Here is a 16,254-nt window from a genome sequence, read left to right as displayed (position 1 = left end):
GCCAGGGTGCACCCCGTCAGGGGTGCATGGCCAGCAGATTCCGCGCGATGGACACCTGGTCGGGGTCGAGGGCCGGTTCGCCGTCCTCGACGTCCCACAGGGCGTTCTGCAGCACCCGGGCCAGGGTCCAGGTGCGGGCACGGGCGCGGTCCAGGCCGAGGCGCTCCGTCAGGAGGTCGAAGCGCCACCGGGTCTCCGCCGGGTCCGGGTCCCACAGGTCCGTCAGGGCCGGGAGCAGGTCGAAGCCCGGGTCGCCGGCGAGCGGCTTCGGGTCGATCGCCAGCCACGGCTCGCGCTCGGACGCCAGGATGTTGTCGTAGTGCAGGTCCCAGTGCAGCAGGCGGTCGCCGGGGTCGGCCATGACCTCCCGTACCGCCGCCGCGCAGGTCCGCAGGAGCGCCGCCTCGTCCGGGTCGGCGAGCCGCTCGGCCGCCTGCGGGGTCTCCGCCACCATCCGCGCCGCGATGTCACCGAGCGAGCGGAGGCCCGGTGGCGCCGGGTTGGCCACCAGGCGGGCCAGGAGGTCCGCCAGGATCCCCACCGCCTCGCGCGCGTCCCCCAGGCGGGACAGGTGGCGGGTCTCGTCCGCCCGCTCCAGGAGCATCGTGCCCGTGGCCCGGTCGTGCTCCAGGAGGCGTACCGCCCCGTCCCCCGCCCACACCCGGAGCGCCACCGGCTCGCCCTCGCTCTCCTCGTCGAGGAGCTGGAGCTTCAGGGCCGCCCGTGTGCCGTCCGCCCGGACGACCGGCAGCACCAGTGACGCCACGCCGTACATCGACGGGCCGGTCAGGCGCAGACCCCACCGGGCCGTGAAGTCCTCCGCCCGGGCCGGCAGCTCCGCGATGAACGCCCGCCCCGCCTCGCCGTTGTACTTCGCCTGCGACGCCGCCAGTTCCGCCGGGATCTCGATCACCCGACCGACCCTAGACGCGCGCGTCGCGCGGCGCCTCCGAGAATCGCGTCGCGTCGTACCGGCCGCTTCCCGCCGCCGCACGCTCCGCCTGCACCGTGCCCGAGCCCGCCTCGGACCTCGCGCGGCGCCCGCACCGCGGATCGACGAGAACCGTCACCGTGTGCGGCGCCTCCGGGTCCCCGACCACGGTCCTCGCGCCGTCCACCGCCGCCGGCAGCTCGGCGAGCACGTCCGCGTGCTCCGCCGCGGCCACCGTCAGCGCCACGTCCGACGCCCCGCTCCCCTGCGAACAGCCCACCGCCGCACGCCCGGTGACACCGGCGACGACACCCTCGGGAGCCGCCCGACCGCTGCTGCGTACGCGCGGGGAAGGGTCCTCCCGGAACGCGGCACGTGCAACGAAATCCGTACCCCCGCAGCCAGGCGCGCCGTCCTCGCCGCATCCGCGCCGAGGGACCCGTATCCACAGGACCGAGGCCCCCGGTAACCTCCCGCGCACGACCCGGAAGAGGGATAGACATGAGCACGATCAACGGCGGCATCTCGTTCTGGTACGCCCAGGAGGGCGCCTCCGCCCCCCGCGAACCGCTGCCCGGCGACACGACCGCCGACGTCTGCATCGTCGGCGGCGGCTACACCGGCCTGTGGACCGCCTACTACCTCAAGAAGGCCGTCCCCTTCCTCAACATCACCGTCCTCGAAGCGGCCTTCTGCGGCTACGGCGCCTCCGGCCGCAACGGCGGCTGGCTCTACAACGGCATCGCCGGCCGCGACCGTCACGCCAAGCTGCACGGCCACGAGGCCGCCGTACGCCTCCAGCACGCCATGAACGACACCGTCGCCGAGGTCATCGACGTCTGCGCCACCGAGGGCATCGACGCCGACATCCACCGCGGCGGCGTCCTGGAGGTCGCCACCTCCCCCGCCCAGCTCGCCCGCCTCAAGGACTTCCACGCCGCCGAGCTCGCCTTCGGCGAGAAGGACCGCGAGCTGTACGGCGCCCGCGAGACCGCCGAACGCCTCCGCGTCGCCGGCGCCGTCGGCTCCTCCTGGACCCCGCACGGCGCCCGTCTCCACCCGGTCAAGCTCGTCAAGGGCCTCGCGGACGCCGTCGAGGCGCTCGGCGTCACCCTCCACGAGTCCACCCCGGTGACGGAGATCCGGCCGAAGCACGCCGTCACCCCGTACGGCACGGTCCGCGCCCCGTACATCCTGCGCTGCACCGAGGGCTTCACCGCCTCCCTCGCCGGGCAGCGCCGCACATGGCTCCCGATGAACTCCTCCATGATCGCCACCGAGCCGCTCACCGACGCCCAGTGGGAGTCCATCGGCTGGAACGGCCTGGAGACCCTCGGCGACATGGCCCACGCCTACATGTACGCCCAGCGCACCGCCGACGGGCGCATCGCGCTCGGCGGCCGCGGCGTGCCCTACCGCTTCGGCTCGAAGACCGACAACGACGGCCGCACCCAGCCGCAGACGGTCGAGGCGCTCCGCGACATCCTGGTCCGCTTCTTCCCGCAGCTCGCCGGCGTCGGCATCGCCCACGCCTGGTCCGGCGTCCTCGGCGTCCCCCGCGACTGGTGCGCCACCGTCACCCTCGACCGCTCCACCGGACTCGGCTGGGCCGGCGGCTACGTCGGCTCCGGCGTCGCCACCACCAACCTCGCCGCGCGCACCCTGCGCGACCTCATCCAGCAGGACTCCGGCCAGTCCGGTCCCACGGACCTGACCGCCCTGCCCTGGGTGAACCACCGGGTCCGCAAGTGGGAGCCGGAACCGCTGCGCTGGCTCGGCGTCCAGACCATGTACGCCGCCTTCCGCGGCGCCGACCGCCGCGAGGCCGCCGCCCGCACCGCCACCACCGACCGCGTCGCCGTCCTCGCCAACCGGCTCAGCGGCCGCTGAGCGGCAGCTGCGGGCACACGGCAGACGCAGCGGCCGTCGCACGGCACGGCAGGCCGTCAGCCCGACGCGGAAGTCGTCAGACGGCGCCGGTCAGGCCCTCGATCGCGGCCACGGCCCACTGCTGCGCGCCCACCGTCGCACCGGCGGCCACGCCGGTCGCGACCGGGGCGAGGGCGCCCCTGAGCAAGGCGACGGCGCGGCGGAGCCGGCTCGGCTCCGGGGCGTCCGGCCCGGCGATCTGCTCGAGCACCTCCTCGGCCGCGACCTGCGCGTCCGCCGTGTCCTGGGCGCCGAGTCCGGCCGCGGGCAGTTGCCGGAGCACGTCCCTGACGAGAGCGGCGAGCTCCTCGTACCCCGGGGCGACCGAGTCGCCGTTGTTCTGCTGGTTCAGGGTGACCGACTCGTTCCCCCAGGCGAACTGGGAGCGGGAGACGGGGCCGTTGATCACCGGGCCGTCGTAGTGGTGCACGGTCTGCGCACCGCGGTGCGGGTCGTCCTGCGGGTCGTTCCGTGGGTCATTCATCGCTGGCACCCTCCTCGTTGATCTGCCGCTGGTTGACGTGGCCGTTGCCCCAGATGAACTGGGTACGCGAGACCGGGCCGTTGATCACCGGTCCGTGCTGGTGGTGGTGGACGATCGTCGGCTGCGGCTCCGGTTCGGGCTCCTGCTTCACGATCCGCAGCGACGTGCGCAGGGACGTCAGCTCGACCAGACCGTTGTGCAGCACGCCCAGGCCCCGGGTCCCTGTCACGGCGCAGTCCGCGAACCGGCCGGCCGACATGCCCTGGAAGGCCGCGCCCGCGGTCTCGCAGTCGGCGAACTCGCTGTCCGCCACGTCCACTCGGGCCGATTCCCGGGTCAGGAGACCGATCCCTTCCGAATCGGTCACGGTGAGGTTGCGCGCCACGAGCCTCCCCTTGCCCATGGCCGCCGCCCCACCCACGCTGACCGCCCTGACGTCGCAGTCGTACACGAAGAGCTGTGACTCCTCGGCGGCGGCGAAGCCCACCATGCCGCGCTCCGCCGACACGCCGCGCAACGTCACCCGGGACCTGCCGAGGGTCTCGACGGCCGACATGCTGAAGTCGCGCAGCACCGCGCCGGTGACCTCGGCCGTCGTGCCGCCGTCGCCCTGGGTCTCCAGATGCGTCGGGCAGCGCTCGACCGTGACCTGCTCGAAGACGGCCTTGCCGCCGCCCGTCACCCGCAGGGCCACGCTGGTCAGGTCCTCGATCCGGAGCCGGCCGAACCGGCCCCGGGCGGCTTCGACGACGGCCACGCCCACGTTGCCCCGCGTCACCCGGCAGTCGAGGACCTCCGGCGCGCCGGCCTCGGTCACGTGCACGGCGACGTTGCCCGCCTCGACGACCTCGCAGTGCTCGAACCGGCCACGGCCCGCGGTCCGGACGTTGATCCCGGTGTCCCGGCAACCGACGAACGCGCAGCCGCGCACCACCGGGTCGGCGCCGCTCGTGACCGCGATCCCGTGCTCGGCGCCGTCCACACGGGTACGGTCCACGGAGCCGCCGGACCGTTCGACGTAGGCGATCCCGTCCGTCCGTACGTCGCTGATCACGCAGTCCGCCACCATGAGCCGTGCCTGCGTGTCCGCCATGACGGCCGCGAGGCCGGTGCCGGTCAGCTCGCAGCCGGTGACCTCGGCCCAGGCCCCGCTGACCCGTACGCCGTGCACCTCGGCACCCTCGAACCGGCTGTCCCGGACGGACAACCGGGCGCCTGCGAGCGCGACGAGGCCGTTGTTGTCGGCGTCGGTGAACCGGCACCGCTCGACCAGGCCCCCGGCCCCCTCGAAGAGGACCCGGCCGTTCAGGAACGTGCTGTCCCGCAGCGTGACCGTGGTGCCGGTCCTGGCGTACAAGCAGACGGCGCCGGGCGCCCGCACTTCGGTGCGTTCCAGCGTGAGCGCGCCCGCCGTGCAGCCGACCACGTCCGTGTCACGGCCGACCAGCACCAGACCGTGCACGCGCACCGAACCGCCGACGGCCTCCAGGGCGGGCCCGCTCGCCCGGCCCACCACGACGGAGCCCGGACCGCCCTTCGCGACCAGCTGCACGTCGCCCCGGACGGTGAGCTGCTCGTCGTAACGGCCCGCCTCGATCTCGATCAGCGCCGGCCGGCCCCGTCGGGCCGCTGCGGCGAGGGCTGACGTGATGTCGGGATGCGCCCGGCGCCCGCCGTAGGGCGCGACGAGGTACCTCGCGACCATGCCCACCTCCCCCGTGTGCCGGTGCCCGCGCCCCGCCAGACCGAAGGCCCCGCCGCCCGCACGGACGACAGGGCCTCGGACCTGGTGCTCAAGAGAGCCCCCTGTCGGGTTCGAACCGACGACCCCCGCTTTACAAGAGCGGTGCTCTGGCCAGCTGAGCTAAGGAGGCAGCGAGTGCAGTGTAACGAACGCCCGCGCGCCGACGGTCGGAAATCTCACGCTCCCCGGACTGCTGACAGATCGGGCGGCGCCAGGTACCGTCACCGGAAGTTCACCCAGGTGGACTACACCACATCCTTCCTTTACTCGGATCGTCCGGCACGTTCCTGCCGGTGAAGGGACCGCATCACCATGGCTTCCGTCACGTACGACAAGGCGACCCTGGTCTACCCCGGCGCCGAAAAGCCCTCCGTCAACGAGCTGGAGATCGAGATCGCCGACGGCGAGTTCCTCGTTCTCGTCGGCCCCTCCGGCTGTGGCAAGTCGACCTCGCTGCGCATGCTCGCCGGCCTGGAGGACGTCACCTCCGGCGCCATCCGCATCGGCGACCGCGACGTCACGCACCTGCCGCCGAAGGACCGGGACATCGCGATGGTGTTCCAGAACTACGCGCTCTACCCGCACATGACCGTCGCCGACAACATGGGCTTCGCGCTCAAGATCGCCGGCGTCAACAAGAGCGAGATCCGCGCCAAGGTCGAAGAGGCCGCGAAGATCCTCGACCTCACCGAGTACCTGGACCGCAAGCCGAAGGCGCTCTCCGGTGGTCAGCGCCAGCGCGTCGCCATGGGCCGGGCCATCGTGCGCGAGCCGCAGGTCTTCCTCATGGACGAGCCGCTGTCGAACCTCGACGCCAAGCTCCGCGTCTCGACCCGTACGCAGATCGCCAGCCTGCAGCGCCGGCTCGGCATCACCACCGTGTACGTGACGCACGACCAGACCGAGGCCCTCACCATGGGCGACCGGGTCGCCGTCCTCAAGGACGGTCTGCTGCAGCAGGTCGACACCCCGCGCAACATGTACGACCGGCCCGCCAACCTCTTCGTCGCCGGCTTCATCGGCTCCCCCGCGATGAACCTGATCGAGGTCCCGATCACCGACGGTGGCGTCCGGTTCGGCGAGAGCGTCGTCCCGGTCTCCCGCGAGGCCATCGCCGCCGCGGCCGCGAAGGGCGACACCACGGTGACGGTCGGCGTCCGCCCCGAGCACTTCGACGTGTCCGGCCCGACGGGCAAGGACGGCCTGGCCGTGACCGTGAACGTGGTCGAGGAGCTCGGCTCCGACGGCTTCGTGTACGGCTCCACCCGCGTCGGCGGCGAGGACAAGGACATCGTCGTCCGCGTCGGCGGCCGCGAGGTCCCGGCCAAGGGCTCCACGCTGCACGTCGTGCCGCGCTCGGCCGAGCTGCACGTCTTCTCGACCTCCACCGGCGAGCGCCTCTCCGACTGACGGTCCGAGGGCCCGACGGCCCGACGTCCGCGCCAGTGCTCGTGCTCGTGCTCGTGCTCGTGCCGAACGGTCCCGGCCCCGCTTGCGGGGGGCGGGGCCGTTCGCGTACGGGAGGGCATGAATCGCCGACTCGGCGAAAACCCCGGCAGAACTGGGCATTCAACCCCGCGGCCACCTACCCGCGTCAACACGAGATTCGAAAAGCCGCCTCGAACCATCCCCCGCGAGAGTGACTAAATGTCGCCATATCACTACCGGCCGCTACGCTCGCCTGCGTGACGCACACTGCCCGCCGAATCGGCCGCTCTCTCGCCCTCGTCCTGCCCGTCGTCCTGGTGCTCTCCGGAACGCTCGCGGTGTCCGCCGTTCCGTGGGCCGGCCAGGGCTCCGGGACCCAGATGCTGACCGCGTCGTCCACGGACGTCTCCACCCGGGCCAAGTCCCGTGCCCCGCAGGATATTCTCCGCGACCAGCTCCTCGCAGAGCTTCAGGAGAAGGACCCCGGCGTCGCCCTCACGCACCTCCAGCGCGAGGTGGAGAACCGGCCGTCGCTCGCCAAGCACTGCATGTCGATCGCCCGGGCCCTCGGCGCCGCCGCCGTCGACCGCTTCGGCCCGACGCGCGCCCAGTCCTTCTCGCGCCCGGTCTGCGACACCTCGTTCGCCTACGGCGTCATGCACGCCAGCTGAGTCCCGCCCGGTCGGCCTGCCGCGCACCGCATATCGTTCCCGGTATGCACACCTCCCCGACGCAGGCCGTGGTCCTGGCGGGCGGCCAGGGCACGCGGCTCCGCCCGTACACCGACGACCGCCCCAAGCCGATGGTCGAGATCCCGGGCACCGGGACCCCGATCATCGGCCATCAGCTGGCGTGGCTCGCCGCCGAGGGAGTCACGGACGTCGTCATCTCCTGCGGCCACCTCGCCGAGGTGCTCCAGGAGTGGCTGGGGGCGGCGGACCTGCCGCTCAAGGTGACCACGGTCGTCGAAGCCGAGCCGCTCGGCCGCGGCGGCGGCCTCAAGTACGCGGCCGCGCACCTGCCCGAACCCGAGCAGCCCTGGTACGCGACGAACGGCGACATCTGGACCCGTTTCTCGCTGCGCGAGATGGCCGAGTTCCACACCGAGCGGGACGCGACGGCCACGCTGGCGCTCGCCCGGCCGCGCATCCCCTGGGGCGCCGTCGAGACCGACACCTTCGGGCACATCACCGACTTCATCGAGGCGCCGCCGTCCCCGTACCTCATCAACGCGGGCGTGTACGTCTTCTCCCCGGCCTTCACCGAGCTGCTGCCGGACCGCGGCGACCACGAGCGGACCACCTTCCCCCGGCTCGCCCGGGAGCGGCAACTGGCGGGCTTCCCGCTGCCGCAGGGAGCGTACTGGCGGGCCATCGACACGGCGAAGGACCTGACCGAGGCGGCCAAGGAGCTCGCCTCCCAGGCCTGAGGGAACACCGGCCCTCCGTGCGCCCGAGGGGCGGCACCACGATCGACGTGGTGCCGCCCCTCAGGCGTACGTACGGGAGGTCCTGACGTCCGTGCCGAGCTCGTGTCAGATCAGCGCGGCGGCCGTCAGGGCCGCGGCCGAGCCGGCGAAGACCACGGCGTGACGGACGTTCTGGAGGGTGCGGGTCCAGGCGGGGAAGGCACCCTCGGCGGCCTTGAGGAAGGCGGGCACGTCGATGCGGAGGAGCTCGGCGTCGCCCCGCCCTTGCGACGGAAGGCGGCCCGGACGGACCCCCCGGGCCCGTCCCCCGTCCCCGTGGCGCCCGGGACGGGTGCCACGGGGACGGGTGCCGCGGGGACGGGTGCCGCGGGGACGGGTGCCGCGGGGACGGAGAGGGGCCCCGGGTGTCCGCTGACACCCGGGGCCCCTCCGCCCGGTCTCCGCCCGGTCGCCGCCCGCTCAGCCCAGCAGGCCGCCGATCGGGTTGCGCGCGCCGCCCGACGACGAGCCGCCGTCCGACGAGCCGCCGCCGCTCCCGCTCGTCGGGGTGCCGCTGGTGCCGCCCGAGGTGGAGTCGGAGGTGGACGAGGACGGCGACGACGTACGCGACTGGCTCGGGCTGCTGCTGCCGCTGCCCGACGTCGCCGTCGGGCTCCGCCGCTCGCTGCGGCGCGTCTCCTTCGCCGACTCCGTCGGCGCGGCCTCGTCCTTCTCCCGCTCACCGCTCGCGCCGGTCGTCGCCGAGGGCTTCGGGGTCTTCGAGACCTTGCGGGACGGGCCGGTCGCGCCCGGCTCCTTCGGCAGCGGCTCGCCCGGCAGGTGGTTGACCGGGTCGTCGTTCGGCCCGGGCACCGTGACCATCTCCGTGGAACGCACCGCACCGCCGAGGATCGAACCGATGAGCAGCGTGAGTCCGACGACCACCGTCGCGACGACCGTGCCGCGGCGCAGCACCCGGCGGCGCAGCTCCCACAGCTCCGAGCGCGGGCCGAGGGTGCGCCAGGCCTCGCCGGCCAGCCGCCCGTCGATCGAGTACACCGGGGCGCCCGCGATGATCAGCGGCGACCAGGCGGCCAGGAAGATGAAGTCGGGCGCGTCGTAGACCGGCACGGTCTTCCAGCTGACCGTCAGGATCAGCGCGGCCGAGAGCAGCGCGCCGACGACGGCCGCGACCCGCTGCCACAGGCCGAGGACGGTGAGCACGCCGACGACGACCTGCAGGAAGGCGACCGTGAGACCGGCGCCCACCGGGTGCTGGAGGGCGAAGTCGCGCAGCGGCTCGGCGAGCCCCCACGGGTGCAGCGAATGCAGCCACTTCACCATGGAGCCGCGCTCACCGCCGTCGAAGTAGACGGGGTCGCAGAGCTTGCCCATGCCCGCGTAGATGGAGATGAAGCCGAGGAACACCCGCAGGGGCAGCAGCACCACGCCGAGGTTCATCCGGCGACCCGGGTAGTAGGCGTGCCGGACCCCCGCCGCGGCGGCGGCCGACGTCCACTCGGCACCGTGCCGGTGCGGCGCGCGGTCCCGTGCGCCGGCGCCCCGGTCGTGGGCCTCGGGTTCGAGCGCGTACAGCTCGTCGTACGCGCCCTCGGCGCGCCGCATCGGCGGCAGCAGCGGGGCGGACGGCCCGGCGGGCACCACGGGGGTGGGCATCGTGTCGTCGATGCGCGGGATGGTCTGGGTGGTCGGCTCCAGGGTGGAGACGCCGCCCGGGGCGGACGACTCTCGGACCGCCTGGAGAAGACCGGTGGCGCCCGGCGAGGACTTCCCGGTCCACACGACGGGCCTGCGGCGGGCCGCGCCGACGGCGCCGGCCGCGCCCGCACCGGCAGCGGCTCCGGAGAGCGCGGCGATCCGCGGGTTCGCGGCGAACTTCGGCTTCTGGGCCGGCGCGAGCCGCACACGGAAGCTGGCGTGGTTCACGATCACCTGGGCGGGATCGGAATCCACCTTGACCATGCTCAGCGCGGGCTGATCGTCGAACCCCGGCCGGGGCGTTCTGGTGTCCACACTCATCTAACCGAGTGATGCACGGTTAGGACACTGCCTTGACGGGCCCCAAATGTCCGAGGCCCGTCAAGATCACGGCCGGAGTGCGTCCCCCGTACGGGTCAGGCCGTACGGGGGAGGCGGGTCAGCCCATCCGGCGGCGGGCCGCCTCGTACAGCACCACGCCGGCCGCGACACCGGCGTTCAGCGACTCGGCGCCGCCCGGCATCGGGATGCGGACGAGGAAGTCGCAGGTCTCACCGACCAGGCGGGACAGACCCTTGCCCTCGGAGCCGACGACGATGACGACCGGGCCGGAGAGCGCCTCCAGCTCGTGCACCTCGGTGTCGCCGTCCGCCGACAGACCGACGACCGTCAGACCGGCCTTCTGGTACTGCTCCAGACAGCGGGTGAGGTTGGTGGCGCGGGCCACCGGGGTGCGGGCGGCGGTGCCGGCCGAGGTCTTCCAGGCGCCGGCGGTCATGCCGGCGGCGCGCCGCTCGGGCACGACCACGCCGTGGCCGCCGAAGGCGGAGACGGAGCGGACGACGGCGCCCAGGTTGCGCGGGTCGGTGACGCCGTCGAGGGCCACGATCAGCGGGTCCTCGTGGTCGTCGTAGGCGGCCTCGGCGAGGTCCTCGGGGTGCGCGTACTCGTACGGCGGGACCTGGAGGACGAGACCCTGGTGGTTGAGCCCGTTGGTCATCCGGTCCAGCTCGGGGCGCGGCGCCTCCATGATGTTGATGTTGCCGCGGCCGGTGGCGAGGTTCAGGGCCTCGCGCACGCGCTCGTCGTTGTCGATGAACTGCTGGACGTAGAGCGTGGTGGCGGGCACGCCGTCGCGCAGCGCCTCGAAGACCGGGTTGCGGCCGACGACCATCTCGGACTGGCCCTTGCCGCCGCGGCGGGCGACGGGCTTGCGCTTGGCCGCGTTCCGGGCCATCGCGTTGGAGACGCGGTACGCCTTGTGTCCCTTGCGGTTCTCGGCCTTGGGCGTCGGGCCCTTGCCTTCGAGGCCCTTGCGTCGCTGGCCACCGCTGCCGACCGTCGCGCCCTTCTTGTTGGACGTACGACGTCCCCTGCGCTGGCTGTTCCCGGCCATGACTACTACCTGTTTCCCTCTGCCTGCTGCGTACGAAGTCCGTAAGTGAAGTGTGCCGCCCGGAGGCCCGGACGGCACACTCATCAGTTCTCTAGCGGTTGCCCAGCGTCCAGCGGGGGCCGTCGGGGCTGTCCTCGATGGCGAGGCCCGACCGGTTCAGCTGGTCGCGGATGGCGTCCGCGGTCGCCCAGTCCTTGCGCTCGCGGGCGGACTCGCGCTGCTGGAGCACGAGCCGTACGAGGGTGTCGACGACGCCGTGGAGCTCTTCGCCGCGGTCCGTCTCCTCGGCCCAGTGCGGGTCGAGGGGGTCCAGACCGAGGACGCCGAGCATGGCGCGCACCTCGGCGAGGCGGGCGATCGCCTCGTCCTTGTCGTCGGCGGCCAGGGCGCTGTTGCCCTGGCGGACCGTGGTGTGGATGATCGCCAGCGCGTGCGGCACGCCCAGGTCGTCGTCCATGGCCTCGGCGAAGGCCGGCGGCACCTCGGCGGCGGGGGCGACGGGCGCCCCCGCCTTCTCGGTGGCGCGCTGCACGAAGCCCTCGATGCGGCCGAACGCCGCCTCGGCCTCGCGCAGGGACTCCTCGCTGTACTCGATCATCGAGCGGTAGTGCGGGGTGCCCAGGTAGTAACGCAGCACGATGGGGCGCCAGTTCTTCACCATCTCGGAGACGAGCACCGAGTTGCCGAGCGACTTCGACATCTTCTCGCCGCTCATGGTGACCCAGGCGTTGTGCACCCAGTAGTGGGCGAACTCGTCGCCGAAGGCCTTGGCCTGGGCGATCTCGTTCTCGTGGTGCGGGAAGATCAGGTCGAGGCCGCCGCCGTGGATGTCGAAGGCGGAGCCCAGGTACTTGTGCGCCATCGCCGAGCACTCCAGGTGCCAGCCGGGGCGGCCGCGGCCCCACGGGGTCTCCCAGTCGGGCTCGCCCGGCTTGGTGGCCTTCCACATCGCGAAGTCGCGCGGGTCCCGCTTGCCGGTGATGCCCTCTTCGGTCGGCTGGCGCAGGTCGTCGATGTCCTGGTTGGACAGCTCCAGGTAGCCCGGGAAGGAGCGCACGTCGAAGTAGACGCTGCCGTCGGCCTCGTAGGCGTGGCCGCGCTCGATGAGGCCGCGCATCATCTCGACCATCTCGGTGACGTGGCCGGTGGCGCGCGGCTCGTACGTGGGCGGCAGGCAACCGAGGGCGTCGTAGCCGTCGTTGAAGGCGCGCTCGTTCTCGTAGCCGATGGACCACCAGGGGCGGCCCTGTTCGGCGCCCTTCTTGATGATCTTGTCGTCGATGTCGGTGACGTTGCGGATGAACGTGACGTCGTAGCCGCGGTATTCGAACCAGCGGCGCATGATGTCGAAGTTCAGGCCCGAGCGGATGTGCCCGATGTGCGGGGCGGCCTGCACGGTCGCGCCACAGAGGTAGATCGAGACACAGCCCGGCTTGATCGGGGTGAAGTCACGGATCTGCCGGGCGCTGGTGTCGTACAGGCGAATGGTCACCACTCCAGGGTAGTGGGCGGGGGGTAGTGCCCCGCGACCTGTTCGCGGTCACGGGGCGACTTTTTCGGGGGTTACGCCCCTAAGAGGCCGTTACGGGATAGAGGAGCGCGGTCGCGAGCGCGGCCAGTCCCTCGGCCCGACCGGTCAGCCCGAGCCCGTCGGTGGTGGTGCCGGAGACGGAGACGGGAGCGCCCGCCGCCGCGCCGAGCGCCTTCTGCGCCTCGTCGCGGCGCTTGCCGATCTTGGGGCGGACACCGATGACCTGGACGGCGATGTTGCCGATCTCGTAGCCCTCGGCGCGCACGATCCGGGCGGCCTCGGCGAGCAGGGTGACGCCGGAGGCGCCGGACCACTCGGGGCGCGAGGTGCCGAAGTGGGCGCCGAGGTCGCCGATGCCGGCGGCGGAGAAGAGCGCGTCGCAGGCGGCGTGGGCGGCGACGTCACCGTCGGAGTGCCCGGCGAGCCCGTACCCGTCGCTGTCGGAGTCCTCCCAGAGGAGGCCGGCGCACCACAGCTCGCGCCCCTTCTCGAAGGCGTGGACGTCGGTGCCGATGCCGGTACGGGGAAGCACGGGGAGCTGGGGGCGGCTGTCAGAAGCCATCGTTGGCCCTCCTGCGGGCGAGCACGGCCTCGGCGAGCACGAGGTCGAGGGGGCGGGTCACCTTGAAGGCCTCTTCGTGGCCGGGCACGACGACGACGGGCGCACCGAGCTTCTCGACCATGCCGGCGTCGTCCGTGGCGCCCTCACCGGTGAGGGCGACGGTCGCATGGGCGTTGACGAGCGTGTCGCGGTCGAAGCCCTGCGGGGTCTGCACGGCGCGCAGGCGGGCGCGGACCGGGGTGGCGACGACCTGCTCGGGGGCGCCGGGCTTCTCGGCCGGCTCGACTTCCTTGACGGTGTCGGCGACGGGCAGCGCGGGGACGACGGCGACGGCCCCGTCCCGGACGGCCTCGATGACGGCGTCGACGGTGTCGACGGGCACGAGGGGGCGGGCGGCGTCGTGGACGAGGACCGTCGTGACCTCCTCCGGGACGGCCTCCAGACCGAGCCGCACGGACTCCTGGCGCGTGTCGCCGCCGGGGACGACGACGTAGTCGGTCCGCTCGGGCAGGGCGTGGGCGTCCAGGAGGTTCTTCACCTCGGCGGCCCCGTCGGGGGGTGCGACCACGACGACGAGGGAGACGGCGCGGGAGGCGGCCATCGCCCGGACGGCGTGGACGAGCATGGGGGTGCCGTTCAGCGCGCGCAGCGCCTTGGGGGCGCCCGGACCGAGGCGTACGCCCCGGCCGGCCGCGGGGATCACCACGGCGGTTCGTGTGAGACGCGCTTCGTCTGTCATCGGTTGCACTCCGGCAGGTTTGTTTCCGCGGGCGACGTGGGTATGGCGTCAGCAAGCTGCTGGCGACGCCTCGACCGGACCCTTCCGTGACGACGGTCGAGGCGTCGCCGTGCGAGGAACGGCAGGGGGTCGAGAAAGAGAGACGAACATGCCGCAGTGCCCGGCGACGGCGCTGGGGAATCCAGAAGATTCACAGCGTGTCAGCGGGCACCGCGGCATGTGCTTGGCCGGGGATCCCCCCGGACCAAGTCTGGGGGAGTGCAGCCAGGCGTCAGGCGGCAGGCGTCAGGACGCGAGCACCTCGTCGAGGAGGGCCTCGGCCTTGTCCTCGTTCGTGTTCTCCGCGAGGGCCAGCTCGCTCACCAGGATCTGGCGGGCCTTGGCGAGCATGCGCTTCTCACCGGCGGAGAGTCCACGCTCGCGCTCGCGGCGCCACAGGTCGCGCACCACTTCGGCGACCTTGATGACGTCGCCCGAGGCGAGCTTTTCCAGATTTGCCTTGTAGCGACGAGACCAGTTCGTCGGCTCCTCTGCGTACGGTGCGCGAAGCACCTCGAAGACCCGGTCCAGCCCATCCTGACCGACCACGTCGCGAACACCGACGAACTCCGCATTGTCCGCCGGCACACGAACCGTCAGGTCGCCCTGCGCGACCTTGAGCACCAAGTAGGTCTTGTCCACGCCTTTGATCTGGCGAGTTTCGATGGCCTCGATCAGCGCGGCCCCGTGATGGGGATAGACCACGGTGTCGCCAACCTTGAACGTCATGTGACAGGTACCCCTTCCGTGGCTATCCAGGGTAACACGGATACGGCTTCTTCTGAATGGCGTTTTCGCAGGTCAGGGCATATCTCGGGGCTTGACAACAGCGACGCGGACGTGCTGCGGAGGACTTCCGGAAGGCGGTATTCGCAGGTCGGAGCCGCTGCGTGGACGCAGAGAAACACCCACGTTACAGCTGCCACGAGGGGTGCGCGAGGTGCCCGATGTCCCGTTTTGCCCGGTTCGGCGTGACCTTCTTCACGTACTCCGTTCGAGGATCGACCGTCCGTCCGGGCGGATTCGAGAATTGATCACCGGGGATTCTCGAATGGCGCGGACGGCGGAATGCAGGGGCGGCACCCGAATTGATCACGACGCTTATGTGAACGGCGGGTCAATGGGTCGTGATCCGGCCATGACGGCGAGTTCTCGGCGCCCGCCCGCGGATCGACCGGGAGACCGACGGGGAGACCGACCGGGGGACCGACCGGGGAGCCGCCCGCGTGGCGGGCGCGCGCAGAGGGGCGGGTCGGGTGCGGGACGGAGAGTGCGGCTCGGTAACCTAAGCGCGCTGACACACCTTTAGTCCGTCCTTAGCCTGCCCGTACGTCCTAGGAGTTGCCGCCGCCGTGAGCCGCAGCCTTCGACGCGGCGCCCTCGCCGCCACCGCCGTCGTGATCTCGATCGCCGCCCTGTCCGCATGTGGTGCGGGCAACGACGCGCAGACGCTCGAGATCCGTCCGGACAACGCCGCCGTCACCGTGGACGACGTCAAGATCCAGAACGCCCTCGTGATCACCCAGCCCGACCCGGGCGCGGTGGGTCCCGCCGTCGTGTCCGCCACCGTCTTCAACAACGGCTCGACGCGCCAGACCATCGACTCGATCACCCTGCCGGGCACCGTCGGGGCCGTGAAGCTCAAGGCGGCCGAGGGCAACGGCCCGATCGTCGTCCCCGCCGGCGGCTCCGTCGTCATCGGCGGCAAGGGCAACGCCTCCGCCACGATCGAGGGCGGCCTGCGCGAGGCCAAGAACGGTGACTCCCAGAGGGTCGTCTTCAAGCTGAGCAAGACCGGGGACGTGGAGCTGGGCGCGTTCGTCGTCCCGGCGACGAGCTACTTCAAGGAGTACGGCCCCTCCGAGCTCCCGAAGCCCCCGGCCACCGCGCCGACGGCCACCGCCACGACCACCCCGTCGGGCACCGCGACCCCGACGGGCACGGCCACCCCGTCCGGCACGGCCAGCCCCACGGGCGAGGCCGGCCACGCGGCCGGTCACTGAGCCACACGAAGAAAGGGGCGCCCCGAGGGGCGCCCCTTTTTCATGCCGTGCGGCTCACGACCGGGCCTCCGGACTCCGCCCGGCGGTCGCGGGCCCGACCGCGGCCTACGGCTCGAACTTGTACCCCAGACCACGCACCGTCACCAGATAGCGCGGCGCACCGGGGTCGGGCTCGAACACCTGCCACACCGCGCCCCTCACACCACTCGGCCCCTGGGGGCCTCACGGGCTTCAGGACGCCGCGCCGGACTCCGCCCGGCGGTCGCGGGCCCGACCGCGGCCTACGGCTCGAACTTGTACCCCAGACCACGCACCGTCACCAGATAGCGCGGCGCACCGGG

16 protein-coding genes and 1 tRNA gene are annotated in these 16,254 nt (G+C 72.4%); 5 read left to right on the top strand and 12 right to left on the bottom strand.

The annotated features are described in order from the left end of the window. Positions 1 to 16: 16 nt before the first annotated feature. Both AB0M16_RS27785 and AB0M16_RS27780 read right to left on the bottom strand, forming a co-directional pair. Positions 17 to 913 (bottom strand): aminoglycoside phosphotransferase family protein, encoded by an 897-nt coding sequence (locus AB0M16_RS27785; protein WP_365347583.1) that lies wholly within the window; start codon positions 911 to 913, stop codon positions 17 to 19. A gap of 10 nt (positions 914 to 923) precedes the next feature. After that, positions 924 to 1,178, bottom strand: coding sequence for a hypothetical protein (locus AB0M16_RS27780; RefSeq protein WP_365347581.1), 255 nt, complete (start codon positions 1,176 to 1,178; stop codon positions 924 to 926). Between the two features lie 254 nt (positions 1,179 to 1,432). Between AB0M16_RS27780 and AB0M16_RS27775 the strand changes: the two genes are divergently transcribed. Beyond that, positions 1,433 to 2,821: an FAD-dependent oxidoreductase gene (locus AB0M16_RS27775; protein ID WP_365347579.1), complete on the top strand. Its 1,389-nt coding sequence runs from the start codon at positions 1,433 to 1,435 to the stop codon at positions 2,819 to 2,821. A gap of 76 nt (positions 2,822 to 2,897) precedes the next feature. Here the strand turns inward: AB0M16_RS27775 and AB0M16_RS27770 are convergent, their stop codons facing one another. From AB0M16_RS27770 to AB0M16_RS27760, 3 genes are all read right to left on the bottom strand, one after another. After that, positions 2,898 to 3,344, bottom strand: coding sequence for a hypothetical protein (locus AB0M16_RS27770; RefSeq protein ID WP_365347577.1), 447 nt, complete (start codon positions 3,342 to 3,344; stop codon positions 2,898 to 2,900). Next, positions 3,337 to 5,049 carry a right-handed parallel beta-helix repeat-containing protein gene (locus AB0M16_RS27765; RefSeq protein ID WP_365347575.1) on the bottom strand — a complete coding sequence of 571 codons (1,713 nt, stop codon included), beginning with the start codon at positions 5,047 to 5,049 and terminating at the stop codon, positions 3,337 to 3,339. The genes AB0M16_RS27770 and AB0M16_RS27765 overlap by 8 nt, the downstream gene beginning before the upstream one ends. Positions 5,050 to 5,144: 95 nt before the next feature. Beyond that, positions 5,145 to 5,218: transfer RNA gene (locus AB0M16_RS27760), tRNA-Thr, on the bottom strand. Between the two features lie 182 nt (positions 5,219 to 5,400). Between AB0M16_RS27760 and ugpC the strand changes: the two genes are divergently transcribed. The 3 genes from ugpC to AB0M16_RS27745 all read left to right on the top strand — a co-directional run bounded on the left by ugpC (position 5,401) and on the right by AB0M16_RS27745 (position 7,945). Then, positions 5,401 to 6,498, top strand: a complete 1,098-nt coding sequence (gene ugpC / locus AB0M16_RS27755) for a sn-glycerol-3-phosphate ABC transporter ATP-binding protein UgpC (RefSeq protein ID WP_365347573.1) — start codon at positions 5,401 to 5,403, stop codon at positions 6,496 to 6,498. Between the two features lie 275 nt (positions 6,499 to 6,773). After that, positions 6,774 to 7,187, top strand: coding sequence for a hypothetical protein (locus AB0M16_RS27750; protein ID WP_365347571.1), 414 nt, complete (start codon positions 6,774 to 6,776; stop codon positions 7,185 to 7,187). A 44-nt stretch (positions 7,188 to 7,231) separates the two neighbouring features. Further along, positions 7,232 to 7,945: a nucleotidyltransferase family protein gene (locus AB0M16_RS27745; RefSeq protein WP_365347569.1), complete on the top strand. Its 714-nt coding sequence runs from the start codon at positions 7,232 to 7,234 to the stop codon at positions 7,943 to 7,945. 105 nt (positions 7,946 to 8,050) lie between these two features. On the opposite strand, the gene AB0M16_RS27740 is transcribed toward AB0M16_RS27745, so the two are convergent. From AB0M16_RS27740 to AB0M16_RS27710, 7 genes are all read right to left on the bottom strand, one after another. Beyond that, entirely contained in the window at positions 8,051 to 8,176 is a 126-nt protein-coding gene (locus tag AB0M16_RS27740; protein ID WP_365347566.1) for a hypothetical protein, read from the bottom strand. Positions 8,177 to 8,404: 228 nt separating this feature from the next. Next, entirely contained in the window at positions 8,405 to 9,964 is a 1,560-nt protein-coding gene (locus AB0M16_RS27735) for a DoxX family membrane protein (protein ID WP_365347564.1), read from the bottom strand. Between the two features lie 118 nt (positions 9,965 to 10,082). Beyond that, positions 10,083 to 11,039 carry a 23S rRNA (guanosine(2251)-2'-O)-methyltransferase RlmB gene (gene rlmB / locus AB0M16_RS27730; protein WP_265867366.1) on the bottom strand — a complete coding sequence of 319 codons (957 nt, stop codon included), beginning with the start codon at positions 11,037 to 11,039 and terminating at the stop codon, positions 10,083 to 10,085. Between the two features lie 91 nt (positions 11,040 to 11,130). Beyond that, positions 11,131 to 12,531: a cysteine--tRNA ligase gene (gene cysS / locus AB0M16_RS27725; RefSeq protein WP_365347561.1), complete on the bottom strand. Its 1,401-nt coding sequence runs from the start codon at positions 12,529 to 12,531 to the stop codon at positions 11,131 to 11,133. 79 nt (positions 12,532 to 12,610) lie between these two features. Then, on the bottom strand, positions 12,611 to 13,132 hold the full coding sequence (gene ispF / locus AB0M16_RS27720) for a 2-C-methyl-D-erythritol 2,4-cyclodiphosphate synthase (protein WP_365347559.1): 522 nt from the start codon (positions 13,130 to 13,132) through the stop codon (positions 12,611 to 12,613). Further along, entirely contained in the window at positions 13,122 to 13,871 is a 750-nt protein-coding gene (gene ispD, locus AB0M16_RS27715) for a 2-C-methyl-D-erythritol 4-phosphate cytidylyltransferase (protein ID WP_365347557.1), read from the bottom strand. Before ispD ends, ispF begins: the two co-directional genes overlap by 11 nt. Before the next feature lie 285 nt (positions 13,872 to 14,156). Beyond that, complete coding sequence (locus tag AB0M16_RS27710; RefSeq protein ID WP_003953493.1) at positions 14,157 to 14,639, bottom strand: CarD family transcriptional regulator; 483 nt, start codon at positions 14,637 to 14,639, stop codon at positions 14,157 to 14,159. Positions 14,640 to 15,262: 623 nt separating this feature from the next. Here AB0M16_RS27710 and AB0M16_RS27705 point away from each other — a divergent pair. Continuing rightward, positions 15,263 to 15,913 carry a DUF461 domain-containing protein gene (locus tag AB0M16_RS27705; protein ID WP_365347555.1) on the top strand — a complete coding sequence of 217 codons (651 nt, stop codon included), beginning with the start codon at positions 15,263 to 15,265 and terminating at the stop codon, positions 15,911 to 15,913. The last annotated feature ends 341 nt before the right edge of the window (positions 15,914 to 16,254 follow it).

This window comes from Streptomyces sp. NPDC051921 (assembly GCF_040680975.1).
GTDB lineage: Bacteria > Actinomycetota > Actinomycetes > Streptomycetales > Streptomycetaceae > Streptomyces.
The sequence above is the reverse complement of the archived record's forward strand: the minus strand, read 5'-3'. Positions and strand labels throughout refer to the sequence as shown.